Raw genomic sequence first — 16,589 nt, forward strand, 5'->3', positions numbered from 1 at the left:
GGGGTGTCTGCCTCGTAGAGCAACGATCTTCGCCCACGTATTCCCCTCGCGCCTCGACCGCGGCACGCGCCGGCCCCGCCCCGCGCCCGACCAGCCTCTACGCTGCCCCTGTGACGAACGCCACCGCCTCCCCTCGGCTCTCGCGCGCGACGATCGCCGGCTACGCCGCCGGCTCCGTCGGCACCGGGGGCTTCGGCACCCTGCCCGGCCTCGTGCTGCTCGTGTACCTGACCGACGCGCTCGCGGTCCCTGCCGCCGTCGCGGGGCTCATCGTGACCGGGGCGAAGGTCTGGGACGTCGTCATCGACCCGTTCATCGGGTACGGCTCCGACCGCGACCTGGCCCGCACCGGCTCGCGCCGGCGCTTCATGACGATCGGCGCCCTCACGCTGCCCGTGTTCTTCGCGCTGACCTTCGCCGTCCCCGCCGCGGCTGGGCCGACCGCCGCAGCGATCTGGGTGCTCGTCGCGTTCCTCCTCGCCGCGACGTCGTTCTCCCTCTTCCAGGTCCCCTACATCGCCCTGCCGGCCGAGCTCGACCCCACCTACGACGGGCGCACACGGCTGCTCGCGTGGCGCGTCGCGGCGCTCGCCTTCGCCATCCTGCTGTTCGGCGCCGGTGGGCCCGCGCTGCGCGGGGGCGGCGACTCGACCTCGGGCTACCTCGTCATGGGCGTCGTGTCCGGCGTGGTCATCGGCGCGGGCATGCTCGTCGCCACCCGCGTCGCCCCCCGGTCCGGCCGCTCGGGCGCCACGGGTGGCTCGGCGCCGGTCGCGGGCACGACGCCGCTCGCCCCCGCCGCCTCGACGTCCGCCTCGCGCGCGTGGACCCTCGCGGTCCGCGAGGCGTTCGACGCGCTGCGCCGCTCGCGGCCGTTCCGCACGCTGCTCGCCGCGTTCTTCCTCCAGGCTGTCGCCACCGGCCTCATGCTCGCGGGGGCGGCGTACGTCGCGCGGTACGTGCTGCACGACGAGGCCGCGGTGAGCTACCTCTTCGCCGCACTCATCGCGCCCGCCCTGCTCTGCATGCCGCTGTGGACGCGGCTCGCGCGCCGCGACGGGAAGGAGCGCGGGTTCGTCGTCGCCACGGTGCTCTTCGCCGTCGCCGCGCTGGGCATGGTCCCGCTCCTGTGGTCCCCCGGCGCCTGGGTGTACGTCCCGACGGCGCTCGCCGGGATCGCCTACGCGGGCATGCAGGCGCTCCCGCTCGCGATGCTCCCGGACGTCATCGCCCACGACGCACGCACGCACGGCGAGGGCCGCGGCGGGGCGTTCAGCGGCGTCTGGACCGCGGGCGAGACCACGGGCATGGCGCTCGGCGCCGCCGTGCTCTCGCTCGTCCTCGGGGTCACGGGCTACGTGTCGACGCGCGCCGGCGAGACCGTCGCGCAGCCGGACGCCGCCGTCGACGGCATCGCCCTGGCGTTCTCGGTCGTTCCCGCGGTCCTCGTGCTGGCGAGCCTCGTACCGCTCGTACGGTACGGTCTGCGCAAGGGGGACATCGACGACACAGCACCGGAGCTGCCGCGTGACCACGCCTCCACCGACCGAGCCCGCGACTGACCCGTCCTCGGAGCGCCCGGGCGGGGCGCCGACGGGCGAGGTCCACCTGCGCACGGACGGGATCCTCGACCGGCTCGCCGCGCTCCGCGCCGCCGACGCCCCGACGCACGGGGGCCGCGTCCTGTCCTACGTCTACGACCCGGGCCTCGCCGAGCTCGACGAGCTCGCCGCCGCCGCCGCGCGCGCGGTCCAGCCCGTCAACGGCCTGGACCCGACGACCTTCACGTCGGTCGCCGTCATGGAGTCCGAGCTCGTCGCGTTCGCCCGGGGCATGCTCCGCGGACCCGTCGCGGGGCCGGACGCGGTCGTGGGCTCGGTGACCTCCGGTGGCACCGAGAGCTGCCTGCTCGCGGTGAAGATCGCCCGCGACGCCGCGCGCGCGGCCCGGCCCGGCGTACGCCCCCGCGTCGTCGCGCCGGTGAGCGTGCACGCGGCGTTCCGCAAGGCCGCGCAGTACCTCGACGTCGACCTCACGCTCGTGCCGGTCGACCCCGCGACCGGGACCCTCGCGGCCGCCGACCTCGTCGCGGAGCTCGACGGCCCGGAGGTCGCGCTGGTCGTCGTGTCCGCACCGTCGTACCCGCACGGCGTCGTCGACCCGGTCGCCGAGGTCGCCGCCGCCGCCTCCGCGCGCGGCGTGCCGCTGCACGTGGACGCGTGCGTCGGCGGGTGGGTCCTGCCGTTCTGGGAGGGCGCGGGCGGCGAGCCGGTGCCGGCCTTCGACTTCTCGGTGCCCGGCGTGACGAGCATCTCAGCCGACGTGCACAAGTACGGCTACGCGCCCAAGGGCACGTCGGTCCTGCTCGTCCGCGGCCGCGACCGCCAGCGCCGCCAGTTCTTCGCGACGACGGGCTGGCCCGGCTATCCGGTGGTCAACCCGACGACGTCGGGCTCGCGCTCGGCGGCCCCGCTCGCGGCGGCGTGGGCGGTGAGCCAGGCCCTCGGCACGGCCGGGTACACGGCCCTCACCGCGCGCTGCGTGCGGGCGACCCGGGCCCTGCGCGAGGCGATCGACGGGATCGACGGGCTGCGCGTCGTCGGCCACCCGACCGGTCCGCTGGTCGCGGTGGCCTGCGACGAGTCCGTCCCGGCCGCGCGGCAGGTCGACCCGCACCACTGGGCCGACGCCGTCCGGTCGCTCGGGTGGGTCCTCCAGCCGCAGCCGGGGCTCGCGCAGGACGACGGCACTCACCTGCCGCACACGACCCACCTCACGGTCACCCCGGTGACGGAGGCCGGCCTCGACGACCTCGTGGCGGCGCTCGTCCAGGGCGCCGACGTCGTGCGCGGCGAGCCACGCCCGGACGTGAGCGCCGTCCTCGGCGCCCTCGCCGGGGCCTTCACCGCGGCGCCGGGCGACGCCCGGGCGGAGCCCACCGCGGACGCCGTCTGGGGGGCGCTGCTCGCGGCGCTCGCCGCGGACGACGGGGAGCGCCGCGGCACGAGCCGCTCCGTCCTGCCCGACCGGCTCGCACCACTCATGGCGGTCATGGAGGTGCTGCCGGCGCCCGTCGCGGAGCGCGCCCTCGTCGAGATCGTCGCGCGGGTCGCCGAGCCGCCCTCCGAGCCCGGCGCGCCGTGAGCGGACTCGCCCCGTCGCACCGCACGGGGTAGAACAGTCGCGTGACCGACACCGCCGACTTCACGCCCGACGACTTCTCCCACGAGAACCCGCGACCCGCGGGCTGGCTCAGCCCGGAGGAGATCGCGGTGGCACGCGCGCAGCTCCCGCTCGTCTACGTCGACGCCGTCCCGGTGCGGGTCGACGACTCGGGGGACGTCGTCGCCGTCGGGCTCCTGCTGCGCGTGACGCCCGAGGGCATGATGACGCGCGCCCTCGTCTCGGGCCGCGTCATGTTCCACGAGCGCATCCGCGACGCCCTGCTGCGGCACATCGAGAAGGACCTCGGCCCGGTCGCGCTCCCCCAGGTCCCCGCGTCGCCGCAGCCGTTCACGGTCGCCGAGTACTTCCCGACGCCCGGCATCACCTCCTACCACGACCCCCGCCAGCACGCGGTGTCCCTCGCGTACGTCGTGCCGGTGACGGGCGACTGCCGCCCGCAGCAGAACGCGCTCGAGCTCGCGTGGCTCACGCCCGAGCAGGCGTGCAGCGACGAGGTGCAGCTCGAGATGCGCGGCGGCCAGGGGGTGCTGCTGCGCCAGGCGATGGCATACGTGGGCCGCCTCCCGTGACGGGTGCACCCCGCGTCCCGGCGGCCGGACGCCGGGTCGCCGTCGCGCGGGTGCTCCACGCGCTCGTGGCGCTCGCCGCGCTCACGGGCGCCGTCATGGAGCTCGTCATCGCGCTCGTCGACGGACCCGGCACCGCACCGAGCCAGGCCGAGCGCCTCGTGCGCCTCTTCTCCTACTTCACGATCCAGTCGAACCTGCTCGTCGGGGTCGTCTCGCTCCTCCTCGCGGTGCGGCCCGAGCGCGACGGCCCGGTGTTCCGCGTCGCCCACCTCGACGCGCTGCTGTGCATCGCCGTCACCGGGATCGTCTACAACACCGTGCTCCGCGGCCTCGCCGAGCTGAGCGCCGCCGGCCAGGTCTCGAACCTGCTCCTGCACCTGCTCGCGCCCGTGCTCGCGGTCGCCGCGTGGCTCCTCGTCGGGCCGCGCCCCCGGGTCGACGCCGCGACGGTGTGGTGGTCGGTCGCCTACCCCCTCGCGTGGATCGCGTACACGTTCGTCCGAGGCGCCGTCGTCGGCTGGTACCCGTACCCGTTCCTCGACGTGGGCGAGCTCGGCCTGGGCCGGGCGCTGGTCAACACGGCGGTCGTCGCTGCCGTCTTCCTCGCGCTGGCGTGGCTCGTGCGCGTCGTCGACGGGCGGCTGCGGCCCGCTCCCTGACACCTCCTCCGCCGCGCGCCGACGACGGGGGACCAACGGCCCCCACGCCCGGTCCGCTCGACCCTGGGCCGGGCGCGCCCCCACCCGGACGCTGGAGGGAGGGGACCCGTCCGGTCCGGACGGGCGGACGACGAAGGGGCGCGCCATGGATGCCGCAGTGGTCTACGAGTCGATGTACGGGAACAGCGAGCGGGTCGCGCAGGCCGTCGCCGAGGGGCTGAGCGAGACGGTCCGCGTGATGGTGGTCGACGTGACCGACCCGGCGGCGAGCCCCGACGCGCTCCGGCACATGGGGCTCGTGGTCGCCGGCGGCCCCACCCACGCGTTCGGCATGACCCGGCCGGCGACGCGCGCGGAGGCGGTGCAGCGCGCGAGCGGCGACGTGTCCGACCGCGCGACGGGCCTGCGCGAGTGGGTCGAGTCCGTCCCGCGCCAGGAGCAGACACGCCTCGCCGCGACGTTCGACACGCGCGTCACCAAGGTCAAGCCGCTGCCCGGCTCCGCCGCCCGCGGGGCGGCCAAGGTGCTGCGCCGCGCGGGCTTCCGCCTGGTCGCTCCTCCGGCGTCGTTCTACGTCGGCGACGTCGAGGGACCGCTCGACGACGGCGAGCTCGACCGCGCGCGGGCGTGGGGCCGCGCGCTGGGCAGGCTCCTCGTCCCGGCGGGCAGCCCGGTCGAGGGCCGCTGAGAGAGCGGCTCGCGGGGTCGGAGCGGACCGCCGGCCCCGGTCAGCCCGCGAGCTCGAGCCGCGGCCAGTCCTCGAGGTCCTCGCGCATGCGCCGGTCGTGCGTCGCCACGACGACGGCCGCGGGCGTGACCCGCAGCGCCTGCGTGAGCTCGTCGACGAGGTCGATCGAGAGATGGTTGGTCGGCTCGTCGAGGATGAGCACGTGCGGCGCGGCCAGGAGCGCCCGGGCGAGGTCGAACCGGCGCCGCTGCCCCGCGGACAGCTCGCGCAGCGGACGTTCCAGGTCCTCCTCGGTGAGCAGGCCGAGGAAGGCGACCGGCACGAGGTGGTCCGGGTCCAGCCGGTTCGCGTCGAGGAGCTCGAGGGCCTCGCGCGCGTACTCGTCGAACCCGGTGCGGTCCTCCGCCTCGGGGGGCAGCGCCGGGCCCTCCTGCGCGACGACGCCGAGCCGCGCGCCGTCGACCACGGACCGCGTGCCCCGGTCCAGGGCGACGAGGCCCGCGAGCGCCGCGAGGAACGTCGACTTGCCGCTCCCGTTCGGGCCGGTGACGAGGAGCCGCCCGCTGGGCGGGAGCGCGACCCGGGTCCCGGGCAGGTCGAGGCGCGCGCCGCCGTCGGGCCCGACGCGCGGGCTGCGCAGCTCGAGCACGGGGTCCCCCGGGTCCCAGCCGGGCGACATCGCGGGGAGCTCGGGGAAGACGAGCTGGAGCGGCGGCACGGGGACCTCGACGGCCTCGGCCTCGAGCTGCTGGAGGCGCCGGTCCGCGGCCTTGACGTGGATGCGGGCACGCGTCGCGCGGCGGTGCTTCTGGCTGCCCTTGGGCGGGCGCCACTCGTCGGACAGGCCCTCGTACGACGCGTCGAGCACGGCGGCGAGCTTCTCCGCGCGCTTCTGCTCCGCGCGGAAGCGCTGGCGCCAGCGGTGCAGCGCCTGGTTCTTGGCGAACCGGTAGGACAGGTAGCCCGGCTGCCCGTAGAGCACCGGCTTCCCGTCCATGGCGGGGTCGAGGTCGAGGATCTCGGTCGCGACGTCGTCGAGGAGCTGGCGGTCGTGCGTGACCATGACCACTCCCCCGCGCCACGCGACGAGCTCGCCGGTGAGGAAGTCGATCCCGCCCGCGTCGAGGTGGTTGGTGGGCTCGTCGAGGAGGAGCAGGTCGGCGCGCTCGGCGAGCCGGCACGCGAGCCGCACGCGGTAGCGCTCGCCGACGGACAGCGTCGCGAGCTCGCGGTCGCGGTCGCGGCACGCGCCGAGCCGGGACAGCGCGACGTCGACGCGGCGGTCGGCGTCCCACACGGCGAGGTGCTCGGCCCGCGCGAGGATCTCCGTGAGCTCGGCGAGGTCCCCGGCCTCGTGGTCGAAGACCCGCGCCGCCGCCTCGAGCTCCGCGGCGACCGCGCGCAGCCCGCTGAGCGTCGCGGCGACGAGCGTGCCGACCGTCTGGCCGGGCTCGATCGCGAGCTCCTGCTCGACGAGCGCGAGCGAGCCCGCGCGGCGGACCTCGCCGCGGCTGGGGTTCAGGTCGCCCGAGAGCACGTGCAGCAGCGTCGACTTGCCCGTGCCGTTCTCCCCCACGACGCCCAGCCGCGTCCCTCCGGCGACGCGCAGGCTCACGCCGTCGAGGACGAGACGTCCGGGGTAGGCGAAGGCGAGGTCGTCGGCGGCGAGATGCACGCGGACCACCCTATGTTCCGCGTGGTCGATCCCCTGCGTGGCGAGACCGGCCTCCCGCGCGGCGGACTCGGCCGGACCGGCCGTCCCCGTGGGCGGGGTACGGTCGTGAGCATGACCGACCTCGCGCCCACCGGAGCGGCCGCACGTCGCCCCGGGCTCGTCCTGCTCGCCGCGCTCGCCGACGTCGCGTGCGTCCTGGCGCTCGCGAGCGGCGGCCTCGCGACGCACTCAGCCGACGAGGGCATGGCCCGGCTGCTCGTCGTCGCGTGGCCGTTCGCGGCGGGCGCCGCGCTGGGCTGGCTCGTCACGCGTGCGTGGCGCCGCCCGTGGGCCCTGTGGCCGGCGGGAGTGGTCGTCTGGGGCTGCGCCTGGGCGCTCGGCGTCCTCCTGCGCGTTCTCACCGGCCAGGGCGTCGCCCCGGCGTTCCAGCTCGTGTCCTTCGGTTTCCTGGCGGTGACGATGCTGGGCTGGCGCGGCGTGGTCGCGCTCGTCGGCGTGCTCCGGCCGGGCGACCGGCGCCGCCGCGCGCGCGACCTCGCCGGCGGCCCGCTACCGCGCTGACAGGGCGGCGACGACGTCCGGGGCGAGCGCGCGGAACGCCTTGCCGCGGTGGCTGATCGCGTTCTTCTCCGCCGGGCTCAGCTCGGCCGCGGACCGGACGCCGTCCTCGGCGCCGCCCGGCTGCTCGTCCGGCAGCAGGATCGGGTCGTAGCCGAACCCGTTGGCCCCACGCGGTGCGGTGAGCAGCGTCCCGCGCATCTCGCCCGTCCGCACCACCTCGGTGCCGTCCGGCGTGACGAGCGCCGCCGCGCACACGAAGCCCGCTGCGCGGTGCTCGGCGCGCACGTCGCCGAGCTGGGCGAGCAGGAGCTCGAGGTTCGCGACGTCGTCGCCGTGCCGCCCGGCCCAGCGCGCCGAGAAGATCCCGGGGGCGCCGCCGAGCACGTCGACGGCGAGCCCCGAGTCGTCCGCGACCGCCGGCAGGCCCGTCGCCGCGACGAGCGCCCGCGCCTTGAGGAGCGCGTTCTCGGCGAACGTCACGCCGTCCTCGACGGGCTCGGGCGCACCGACGTCGCCGGCCCCGACGATCGCCTCGGGCGCGAGCTCGAGTCCCGGGTGCGCGTCGAGCTCTGCGGCCAGGATGGCGCGCAGCTCGGCGATCTTGCCCGGGTTGTGCGTCGCGAGGACCAGGCGCGCGCCGTCGGGCACGACGACGCCCGCCGCCTCGGGCGCGCCGCTCACCGCGCGTCCGCCGCGAGCGCCGCGCGCTGGATCGCGGTGAGGTCGGCGGTGCCCGCGACCGCGAGGTCGAGCAGCGCGTCGAGCTCGGCGCGGTCGAACGGGGCGTGCTCGGCCGTGCCCTGCACCTCCACGAACGTGCCAGAGCCCGTGACGACGACGTTCATGTCCGTCTCGGCGCGGACGTCCTCGACGTAGGGGAGGTCGAGCATGGGCGTGCCGTCGATGATCCCGACGCTCACGGCGGCGACGGAGTCGGTCAGCACGGGCTTGCCACCCTTGACGTGGCCGTGCCGCTGGCCCCACGCGACCGCGTCGGCGAGCGCCACGTAGGCTCCCGTGATGGCGGCGGTGCGCGTGCCGCCGTCGGCCTGGAGGACGTCGCAGTCGAGCACGATCGTGTTCTCGCCGAGCGCCGAGACGTCGATGATCGCGCGCAGGGACCGCCCGATGAGGCGCGAGATCTCGTGCGTGCGACCGCCGATCTTGCCCTTGACCGACTCGCGCTGGCTGCGCTCGTTGGTCGCACGCGGCAGCATCGCGTACTCGGCGGTGACCCAGCCCTCGCCCGACCCCTTGCGCCAGCGCGGCACGCCTTCCGTGAACGACGCCGCGCACAGCACGCGCGTGCGGCCGAACTCGACGAGCACGCTCCCCTCGGCCTGGTCGAGCCAGTGGCGGGTGATGGTCACGGGGCGGAGCTGGTCGGGCGTGCGGCCGTCGGCGCGCACGACCGCGGAAGAGGCAGGGGTGGTCATGCGGCCACCTTACCGACCAGCCGCCACCCGCTCAGTGCAGGAGGTCGCGCGCCGATCGGCCTGGGGCGCGACTCATTCCTGCACTCACGGTCAGAGGTCGAAGACGGCGCCCGTGGTGGCCACGTCGACCGGGCCCGCGTACGTCTCGCGGGCCTCCGCGCGCGAGCGCTCGGGGTCGTTCCACGCGGGGAGGTGCGTCAGCACCAGCCGGCGCACGCCGGCCGCCGTCGCGACCTCGCCCGCCCGGCGTCCGGTGAGGTGGATGCCGCGCTCGACGCCGTCGTCGCGGCCCTCGTGGAACGCAGCCTCGGAGAGCAGCAGGTCGGCGTCCCGCGCGAGCTCGACGACGCCGTCGCACGCGTCGGTGTCGCCCGTGTAGGCGAGCACGGCCCGCTCGCCCGGCCGCAGCGACGACGGCCCCGTCACGCGCACGCCGTACGCCTCGACGGGGTGGAACACCCGGTACGGCTCCAGCGTGAGCGGTCCCACCTGCACGGGCGCGTCCGGGTCCCAGACCCGCACGTCGAGCTCCTCGCTCATCCCGTCGCCCGGCTCGGCCCCGTACGCCGCCTCGATGCGCCCGGCAGTCCCCGACGGACCGAGCACCGTCAGCCGGCTCGGCACCCCGGTCCGGGTCGAGCCGCGCTCGGGGTGGTAGCGCAGGTAGACGTACAGCCCGCAGACGTCGACGAAGTGGTCGGGGTGCAGGTGCGACAGCGCGACGGCGTCGAGGTCGAGCGGGTCGACGAACCGCTGGAGCGCGCCCAGCGCCCCGTTGCCGAGGTCGAGCACGACGTTCCAGTCGCGCGCCTCGAACCCCGCTGCCGCCGCCTCCACGGCCGAGACCTGCACGAGGTACGACGACGCGGGCGACTCCGGCCCGGCGAACGACCCCGAGCACCCGACCGTGACGAGGCGCATCAGGCGGCCTCCACGCTGAGCACCTCGGGGCCGAGGAAGCGGCGCGCCAGGTGCTCGAACGGCTCCGCGCTCCCCGTCGCGAGGAAGCGGTGCTGCGGCGTCCCCGCGTCGCGCGAGCGCTCGAGGTCGTGCGCGACGAGCGTGCGGTAGACGTCCTTGGCGGTCTCCTCCGCGCTCGACACGAGCGTGACCTCCTCGCCCATGACGTAGGAGATCGCGCCCGTCAGGAGCGGGTAGTGCGTGCACCCGAGCACGAGCGTGTCGACGCCCGCCGCCTTGACCGGGTCGAGGTACTCGTGCGCCACGCGCAGGACCTCGGGGCCGGAGGTGATGCCCTGCTCGATGAGGGGCACGAACGCCGGGCACGCCTGCGACGTCACCTCGATGCCCGGGGCGACCGCGAACGCGTCCTCGTAGGCGCGCGAGTCCACCGTCGCCTTGGTCCCGATCACGCCGATGCGCCCGGAGCGCGTCGCGAGCACCGCGCGGCGCGCGGCCGGCAGGATCACCTCGACGACCGGGATGCCGCGGCGCACCGTGTACCGCTCGCGCGCGTCGGGGAGCGCGACCGCCGTCGCCGAGTTGCACGCGATGACGAGCATCTTCACGCCGTCGTCGACGAGCTGGTCCATCACCGCGAGCGCCATCGCGCGCACGGCGGCGAGCGGCTTGGGGCCGTACGGGCTGTTCGCCGTGTCCCCGAGGTAGAGCAGGGACTCGTTCGGAAGCTGGTCGAGGATCGAGCGCGCGACGGTCAGGCCGCCCACGCCCGAGTCGAAGATCCCGATGGGAGCGTCGTTCACCCGCCCGAGCCTACTGGCGCGCCCGCGCGCGGGGCGTACCGAACCGCGGGTCCCGCCTGTGGCAGCGCCCACAGGATGGCTGCCCCTCGGCCCGCCCCTCGGGACCGAGGCTCAGGACCCTCCGCCGCGCCCCGTCCTGAGGTCGGCGAGCATGCCGTCCACGAGCGACTCCTGGAGCAGGCCCGTCAGCAGGAACACGCTCACGAGGAAGCGGCGTGGCGCGCCGCCCACCTCGCCGTCGTCCGGGCCGTCGTCGCCCTCGCGGTCCAGCTCGTCGTACAGCCCCTCGACCTGCTCGTCGGTCCGCAGCCCGAGGCGCTCGGCGAGCACGAGGCGCACGTCCGTCAGCGCCCCCGCGACGTCCTCGGCCTCGTCGCGGGCCACGGCGAACGGGGCTGCCTCGGCAGGCTCCGCGTCCACGAGCAGGCGCGCCAGCCGCACCAGCCGCCCGACCTTGCGCGCGGCCAGGTCGTCCTGCGTGAACCGCCGGAACTCGGCCGCCACCTCGACGTCGTCCGACGCGTCCGGGAGCAGCCGCCGCACCGCCGGGTCCGGCGGCGGCGTGGCGTCCGTCGCGTGCCCGCCGGGCACCGGGCCCGTCCAGCCGGGCGGTGACCACGCGTCGTCGGGCCGGGACGGCCCGGGCTCCCCCGGTGCCTGCCCCGGCACGCCCTCCTGGAGCATCTGCGCGACGTCGCCCGCGAGCTGGGCCAGCACGATCCGCTCCGACGGTTCGAGCTCCGCGACGTACCCGTGCGCCTCGGCGCGGAACGGCCTCACTGCTCGCCGTCCTTCTGGAGCGTCGCCCACAGCCCGAACGAGTGCATCGCCTGCACGTCCACCTCCATGCGCTCCCGGTCGCCCGTCGACACGACGGCGCGACCTTCCTGGTGCACCTGCAGCATGAGCTCGTGGGCGCGCTCCGCGGCGTACCCGAAGTAGGACTCGAACACGTACGCGACGTAGCTCATGAGGTTGACCGGGTCGTTCCACACGAGGGTCACCCACGGGCTGTCGGGGAGGACGGTCTCGTCGACCCGGGTCGCCTCCTCGGGCACGGTCACGGACGCCCGCGCGCCGACGGCGCGGGTGAAGATCGGCTGGGGGCTCACGCCACCACTGTATTCGTGGGCCTGTCGACGCCCACGTCGCCGACGGCTGCCCTACCGTATTCCGCATGAGCCTCGCCGACCCGGGCAGCGTCGCCCTCTCCCCCACCGACAGCGCTGCCTCGCCGCAGGTCGGCACGCAGCGGCCGCCCTACCAGCCGACCGCCTCGACCGCGCTCCTCACCGACCGGTACGAGCTGACGATGCTCCAGGCCGCGCTCGCGGACGGCACCGCCGACCGGCACTGCCTGTTCGAGGTCTTCACGCGCCGTCTGCCCTCCGGGCGCCGGTACGGGGTGCTCGCCGGGACCGGCCGCGTCCTCGAGGCGCTCTCGTCGTTCCGCTTCGGGGCCGAGGAGCTCGACTGGCTGCACGCGCAGTCCGTCGTCGACGACCGCACCCTCGAGTTCCTCGCCGGCTACCGCTTCACGGGCACGATCTCCGGGTACGCCGAGGGCGAGGTCTTCTTCCCGCAGTCGCCCGTCATGACCGTCGAGGGCACCTTCGCCGAGGCGGTCCTGCTCGAGACCCTCGTGCTGTCGATCCTCAACTACGACTCCGCCGTCGCGTCCGCCGCCTCGCGCATGACGAGCGCCGCCGTCGAGCGCCCGTGCCTCGAGATGGGTGCGCGGCGTGCGCACGAGCAGGCCGCCGTCGCCGCAGCACGCGCCGCCGTGGTCGGCGGGTTCGCCGGGACGTCGAACCTCGAGGCGGGACGCCGGTACGGGCTCGCGACCATCGGCACCGCCGCGCACGCCTTCACGCTCCTGCACGACGACGAGGAGTCGGCCTTCGCGTCGCAGGTCGCCTCGCTCGGGCCCGGGACCACGCTCCTCGTCGACACCTACGACGTGCGCAAGGGCGTCCAGAACGCGGTGCGCGCCGCCGGCGGTCGGCTCGGCGCGGTCCGCCTCGACTCGGGCGACCTCGGCGTCCTCGCCGTCGAGGTGCGCCGCCAGCTCGACTCCCTCGGCGCGCACGACACGAAGATCACCGTGACGTCCGACCTCGACGAGTACGCCATCGCGTCGCTCGCCGCCGCCCCGGTCGACTCCTACGGCGTCGGCACGTCGCTCGTGACCGGCTCCGGCGCGCCGACGTGCGGCATGGTCTACAAGCTCGTCGCCCGCGCCGACTCCACCGGCGTGCTCCAGCCCGTCGCCAAGGCGTCCACGGCCAAGACCAGCACCGGCGGGCGCAAGGTCGCGGCACGCCGGTACGACGTCGACGGGCGCGCGGTCGAGGAGGTCGTCGTCACCGGCGCCGACCTCCCCGTCCAGGAGTGGGAGCCTGACGACGGCGACCTGCGGCCCCTGCAGGTGCCGCTCGTCGTCGACGGCGCGGTCGACTCGCGCTGGGTCGGGTCCTACGGCGTCCAGAACGCCGCGCACCGCCACCGCGAGGCCCGCGCGGAGCTGCCCCGCGGCGCCCGCCGACTCTCCGCCGGCGACCCCGCCATCCCGACGGTCGTGCACACGCTCCCCTGACCTGCGGTGCTCGGCCGGCCGACGGGGTGACGCGACGACGTACCGCGACGCGGCGGCTGACGGCGAGGCCCCGTGAGGTGGGCTCGGCTCAACCCCTTCCGGTCGCCCTCAGGCTTCGCTAGCATCGTCGCTGGCCGATTCGTTAAGGACGCGCACTAATGGAGGTGCCGGACGAGTCGGAGGTAGGGGTTGAGCATGAAGACGTCCCTCAAGGCAGCCGTCGTCGCCCTCGTGGTGGCGGCGTCGCTCCTTTCCGGCGCGAGCACCGCGTCCGCCAACGTGAACGCGTACCCCGACACGAGCTGCTCGGCAGCGTCGGGCGGTTCATGGGTCGCCGGGACCTCGAAGTACAGCGTGAGCATCTGGGCCCCGGGGCGGAGCCGGATCGGTTCCCCGTCGGGCAGCTACAACTGGGGGACCTCCACCACGAAGACCTACCGCTACAACGCCTACGGCATCCGCTCGGGCGAGTGGCTCGTGTGGGGTGGCGGATCGACCCTGTCGATCGCCAAGGGCTGCATCTACTGATGCACCGTCCGCCACGACGGCTGCCCGGGATCCTCGGATCCCGGGCAGCCCGGCGGTTCGGGAACCGCCTGCCCGCGACGATCGGGGCGTGCGCTCTGCTCCTCTCGGTCGCGGCGTGCGCTGCCGGCCCGGGCCCCGTCGAGCCGACGCGCACGACGGCGTACGAGCGCCCGGCATGGATGGACGAACAGCTCGCCGAGGACGCCCGACTGGTCGCTCGACAGTCCCGCTGCCTCACGGAACGGGGCGTCGAGTTCCAGACGGACGAGCTCGGCGGCTTCTACGCGGTCGACCCGGCCCTCGCCACGGTGCTCGACGACGCGCTCGACGAGTGCACCCGATCCATCCTCGGAGCCGCCTACCGCGCCCCGTTGACCACGAGCCAGCTCCACGGCCTCTACGAGCGCCAGCTCGACACGAGGGAGTGCCTGCTCGCCCAGGGCTACTCGATCCCCGAACCCGTCAGCGAGTCCGACTTCGTCGAGTCGCAAGGAATGGCGTGGAGCGCCTACGAGGCGTTCGTCGAAGCACTCGGCACGCTGCCCGTCGAACGCGCCGAGGCCGAGCAGGTGCGGATCAACGCCGCGTGCCCGCAACCCGGACTCGTCGGGCTGTGATCGCGGCGCCGACCGCTGCCGGCCGCGACTCCCCAACAGGGTGCCGCGTCCACGAGAGGCCTCATCGCTTGCCGACGAACCAGCCGCGGACGGTCGCGACGCGGGCGTCGAGCTGCTCGACGGTCGCGAGCGGCACCTCGGGTCCGCCGCAGCGGCGGCGCAGCTCGGTGTGCACCGAGCCGTGCGGCTGCCCGCTGCGGCGCGACCACGCGGACACGAGCTGCTGGAGCTCCTTGCGGAGCTCTGCCGCCCGACGGTGGTCCATCTCGGAGCGCTCGCGCTCCGCCGACTGCGTGGTCTTCGAGCGGGCGCTGAGCTGGTCGGCCTGACGCTGGCGCAGCAGCGTGGTGACCTGGTCCGCGTCGAGGAGGCCGGGGAGACCGAGGAAGTCGAGCTCCTCGTCCGACCCGACGTCCGCGCCCGTGCCGAACTCGCCGCCGTCGAACAGCACCCGGTCGAACGAGGCCTGCGCCTCGAGCGCCTCGAACGAGCCCTGGACGAGCTCGCCCGACGCCTTGTCCTCCCGGTTCGCCTCCGCCAGCAGCGCGTCCTCGGGGTTGAAGCCCTCGCCCTGCTCCTCTGCCGTGAGCGGGCGGTCGAGCGCGTGGTCGCGCTCGATCTCGAGCCCGTTCGCGAGCTCCAGAAGGTGCGGGACGCTCGGCAGGAACACCGACGCGGTCTCGCCGCGCTTGCGCGCCCGCACGAACCGTCCGACCGCCTGTGCGAAGAACAGCGGGGTCGCCGTCGAGGTCGCGTACACGCCGACGGCGAGGCGCGGGACGTCCACGCCCTCCGACACCATGCGCACGGCGACCATCCAGCGGCCGTCGCCGTCGGAGAACTCCTCGATGCGGCTGCTCGCCCCGTCGTCGTCGGAGAGGACCACCGTCGGGGACTTCCCCGTGATGCGGGCGAGGTGGCCCGCGTAGGCGCGGGCGTCGGTCTGGTCGGTCGCGATGACCAGTCCCCCGGCGTCGGGGATCGCCCGTCGTACCTCGGTGAGCCGCTTGTCGGCGGCCGCGAGGACCGACGGGATCCACTCCCCGTTCGGGTCGAGGGCGGTGCGCCACGCCTGGCCCGTCATGTCCTTGGTGAGCGCCTCGCCGAGACGCGCGCTCACCTCGTCGCCGGCCTTGGTGCGCCAGCGCATGTTCCCCGAGTACGACAGGAACAGCACCGGCCGGACGACGTGGTCGCGCAGCGCGTCGCCGTAGCCGTACGTGTAGTCCGCGCGCGAGCGGCGGATGCCGTCAGGCCCGCGCTCGTACTCGACGAACGGGATCGCGGCGGTGTCGGAGCGGAACGGCGTGCCGGTGAGCGCGAGGCGGCGCGTCGCGTCCTCGAACGCCTCGCGCACGGCGTCGCCCCACGACAGCGCGTCGCCGCCGTGGTGCACCTCGTCGAGGATGACGAGCGTGCGGTCGGCGGTCGTCCGTGCCGCGTGCAGAGCAGGCTTCGCGGCGATCTGCGCGTAGGTCAGCGCGACACCGTCGTAGTGGGCGCCGTGCCGACCCTGGCTGTTGCGGAAGTTGGGGTCGATGCGGATGCCGACGCGCGCGGCGGCGTCGGCCCACTGGTGCTTGAGGTGCTCGGTCGGCGCGACGACCGTCACCCGCCGCACCACGCCCTGCTCCAGGAGCTCGGTCGCGACGCGCAGCGCGAACGTCGTCTTGCCCGCGCCGGGGGTCGCGACGGCGAGGAAGTCGCGCGGCGCGCGCGTGCGGTAGAGCTCGAGAGCCTCCGCCTGCCACGCGCGCAGCTTCGACGCCGAGCCCCACGGGGCACGTCGCGGGAACGCGGGCGAGAGGTGGGAGGCCGCCGCCGACGACGGGCTCTGCGGCGCGGGCGGGGTGGTCCTGCTACGGGTGTCGGGGACGGAGTGACCGGTGGACGTCGTGTGGTGCTCCCCGCTCACTTGCCGGAGTCACCCTCGCCGTCCTGCGGGTCCCGCAGACCCTCGTAGATCTCCTTGCACGTGGGGCACACGGGGAACTTGTTCGGGTCACGTCCGGGCACCCACACCTTGCCGCAGAGCGCGATCACCGGCTTGCCGGAGAGCGCGGACTCCATGATCTTCTCCTTGCGCACGTAGTGCGCGAAGCGCTCGTGGTCGCCCGGCTCGGTCTGCTCGCGCGTCTCCTCGCGCTCGAGCACCCCGGTCGACGTGCCGGTCGTCGGCTCGGTCGCGGGGTTCCGGAACGGGTCCTGGGGACCCCCGGGGGGCGTGCTCGCACGGAGTTCGATCATGGAGGGAAGTCTACGTCGGTGCGCCGACACCCGTGCGGCGCGGCGTCGTTCCGCGAGTGCCGCGAACCGCCCCGCCCGGGCGACGAGAAGAGCCCGCCGGCGC

At 75.1% G+C, this 16,589-nt stretch carries 18 protein-coding genes; 9 read left to right on the plus strand and 9 right to left on the minus strand.

The features are described 5' to 3' along the window. Positions 1-110 precede the first annotated feature (110 nt). The 5 genes from FB00_RS12390 to FB00_RS12410 all read left to right on the plus strand — a co-directional run bounded on the left by FB00_RS12390 (position 111) and on the right by FB00_RS12410 (position 5,102). Entirely contained in the window at positions 111-1,562 is a 1,452-nt protein-coding gene (locus tag FB00_RS12390) for an MFS transporter (RefSeq protein ID WP_047233226.1), read from the plus strand. Continuing rightward, entirely contained in the window at positions 1,528-3,144 is a 1,617-nt protein-coding gene (locus tag FB00_RS12395) for a pyridoxal phosphate-dependent decarboxylase family protein (RefSeq protein ID WP_082141259.1), read from the plus strand. The genes FB00_RS12390 and FB00_RS12395 overlap by 35 nt, the downstream gene beginning before the upstream one ends. 41 nt (positions 3,145-3,185) lie before the next feature. Then, on the plus strand, positions 3,186-3,755 hold the full coding sequence (locus FB00_RS12400) for an NUDIX hydrolase family protein (protein ID WP_047233227.1): 570 nt from the start codon (positions 3,186-3,188) through the stop codon (positions 3,753-3,755). Continuing rightward, positions 3,752-4,414: a Pr6Pr family membrane protein gene (locus tag FB00_RS12405; RefSeq protein ID WP_047233228.1), complete on the plus strand. Its 663-nt coding sequence runs from the start codon at positions 3,752-3,754 to the stop codon at positions 4,412-4,414. The genes FB00_RS12400 and FB00_RS12405 overlap by 4 nt, the downstream gene beginning before the upstream one ends. Before the next feature lie 145 nt (positions 4,415-4,559). Beyond that, a complete protein-coding gene (locus tag FB00_RS12410) occupies positions 4,560-5,102 on the plus strand; it encodes a flavodoxin domain-containing protein (protein WP_047233229.1) in 543 nt (180 codons plus the stop codon). A gap of 40 nt (positions 5,103-5,142) precedes the next feature. On the opposite strand, the gene FB00_RS12415 is transcribed toward FB00_RS12410, so the two are convergent. Continuing rightward, the gene (locus FB00_RS12415; protein WP_047233253.1) at positions 5,143-6,777 is read right to left on the minus strand and encodes an ABC-F family ATP-binding cassette domain-containing protein; all 1,635 of its coding nucleotides are present in this window, start codon (positions 6,775-6,777) and stop codon (positions 5,143-5,145) included. A 111-nt stretch (positions 6,778-6,888) separates the two neighbouring features. Here FB00_RS12415 and FB00_RS12420 point away from each other — a divergent pair, with 111 nt between their 5' ends. After that, entirely contained in the window at positions 6,889-7,338 is a 450-nt protein-coding gene (locus FB00_RS12420; protein ID WP_047233254.1) for a DUF3054 domain-containing protein, read from the plus strand. Here FB00_RS12420 and rdgB read toward each other — a convergent pair. The 6 genes from rdgB to clpS form a co-directional block, all read right to left on the minus strand. Then, entirely contained in the window at positions 7,327-8,019 is a 693-nt protein-coding gene (gene rdgB, locus FB00_RS12425; RefSeq protein WP_047233230.1) for an RdgB/HAM1 family non-canonical purine NTP pyrophosphatase, read from the minus strand. The two genes, FB00_RS12420 and rdgB, sit on opposite strands and share 12 nt — an antisense overlap. Beyond that, positions 8,016-8,774: a ribonuclease PH gene (gene rph / locus FB00_RS12430; protein WP_047233231.1), complete on the minus strand. Its 759-nt coding sequence runs from the start codon at positions 8,772-8,774 to the stop codon at positions 8,016-8,018. Before rph ends, rdgB begins: the two co-directional genes overlap by 4 nt. Before the next feature lie 90 nt (positions 8,775-8,864). Next, positions 8,865-9,695 (minus strand): MBL fold metallo-hydrolase, encoded by an 831-nt coding sequence (locus FB00_RS12435; RefSeq protein ID WP_047233232.1) that lies wholly within the window; start codon positions 9,693-9,695, stop codon positions 8,865-8,867. Next, positions 9,695-10,498: a glutamate racemase gene (gene murI / locus FB00_RS12440; RefSeq protein WP_047233233.1), complete on the minus strand. Its 804-nt coding sequence runs from the start codon at positions 10,496-10,498 to the stop codon at positions 9,695-9,697. Before murI ends, FB00_RS12435 begins: the two co-directional genes overlap by 1 nt. A gap of 111 nt (positions 10,499-10,609) precedes the next feature. Further along, entirely contained in the window at positions 10,610-11,278 is a 669-nt protein-coding gene (locus tag FB00_RS12445; RefSeq protein ID WP_047233234.1) for a DUF2017 family protein, read from the minus strand. After that, positions 11,275-11,562, minus strand: a complete 288-nt coding sequence (gene clpS / locus FB00_RS12450; RefSeq protein WP_047233255.1) for an ATP-dependent Clp protease adapter ClpS — start codon at positions 11,560-11,562, stop codon at positions 11,275-11,277. Before clpS ends, FB00_RS12445 begins: the two co-directional genes overlap by 4 nt. Positions 11,563-11,810: 248 nt before the next feature. Between clpS and FB00_RS12455 the strand changes: the two genes are divergently transcribed. The 3 genes from FB00_RS12455 to FB00_RS12465 all read left to right on the plus strand — a co-directional run bounded on the left by FB00_RS12455 (position 11,811) and on the right by FB00_RS12465 (position 14,239). Further along, positions 11,811-13,094 carry a nicotinate phosphoribosyltransferase gene (locus tag FB00_RS12455; protein ID WP_047233256.1) on the plus strand — a complete coding sequence of 428 codons (1,284 nt, stop codon included), beginning with the start codon at positions 11,811-11,813 and terminating at the stop codon, positions 13,092-13,094. A 195-nt stretch (positions 13,095-13,289) separates the two neighbouring features. Continuing rightward, positions 13,290-13,622: a hypothetical protein gene (locus tag FB00_RS22055; RefSeq protein ID WP_064317286.1), complete on the plus strand. Its 333-nt coding sequence runs from the start codon at positions 13,290-13,292 to the stop codon at positions 13,620-13,622. Further along, complete coding sequence (locus FB00_RS12465) at positions 13,622-14,239, plus strand: hypothetical protein (RefSeq protein ID WP_047233236.1); 618 nt, start codon at positions 13,622-13,624, stop codon at positions 14,237-14,239. Before FB00_RS22055 ends, FB00_RS12465 begins: the two co-directional genes overlap by 1 nt. Before the next feature lie 61 nt (positions 14,240-14,300). Here the strand turns inward: FB00_RS12465 and FB00_RS12470 are convergent, their stop codons facing one another. Next, complete coding sequence (locus tag FB00_RS12470) at positions 14,301-16,154, minus strand: DEAD/DEAH box helicase (protein WP_047233237.1); 1,854 nt, start codon at positions 16,152-16,154, stop codon at positions 14,301-14,303. Further along, positions 16,151-16,486 (minus strand): DUF3039 domain-containing protein, encoded by a 336-nt coding sequence (locus FB00_RS12475; RefSeq protein WP_047233238.1) that lies wholly within the window; start codon positions 16,484-16,486, stop codon positions 16,151-16,153. Before FB00_RS12475 ends, FB00_RS12470 begins: the two co-directional genes overlap by 4 nt. Positions 16,487-16,589: the final 103 nt, after the last annotated feature.

This window comes from Cellulosimicrobium funkei, assembly GCF_001019615.1.
Lineage (GTDB): Bacteria > Actinomycetota > Actinomycetes > Actinomycetales > Cellulomonadaceae > Cellulosimicrobium > Cellulosimicrobium cellulans_E.

Excerpts from the sequence above, each read along its gene's own strand:
- FB00_RS12435 (WP_047233232.1), bottom strand. The coding sequence starts at position 9,695 with ATGCGCCTCGTCACGGTCGGGTGCTCGGGGTCGTTCGCCGGGCCGGAG.
- FB00_RS22055 (WP_064317286.1), top strand. The coding sequence starts at position 13,290 with ATGAAGACGTCCCTCAAGGCAGCCGTCGTCGCCCTCGTGGTGGCGGCG.
- rph (WP_047233231.1), bottom strand. The coding sequence starts at position 8,774 with ATGACCACCCCTGCCTCTTCCGCGGTCGTGCGCGCCGACGGCCGCACG.
- FB00_RS12475 (WP_047233238.1), bottom strand. The coding sequence starts at position 16,486 with ATGATCGAACTCCGTGCGAGCACGCCCCCCGGGGGTCCCCAGGACCCG.
- FB00_RS12420 (WP_047233254.1), top strand. The coding sequence starts at position 6,889 with ATGACCGACCTCGCGCCCACCGGAGCGGCCGCACGTCGCCCCGGGCTC.
- FB00_RS12465 (WP_047233236.1), top strand. The coding sequence starts at position 13,622 with ATGCACCGTCCGCCACGACGGCTGCCCGGGATCCTCGGATCCCGGGCA.
- FB00_RS12410 (WP_047233229.1), top strand. The coding sequence starts at position 4,560 with ATGGATGCCGCAGTGGTCTACGAGTCGATGTACGGGAACAGCGAGCGG.
- FB00_RS12455 (WP_047233256.1), top strand. The coding sequence starts at position 11,811 with ATGCTCCAGGCCGCGCTCGCGGACGGCACCGCCGACCGGCACTGCCTG.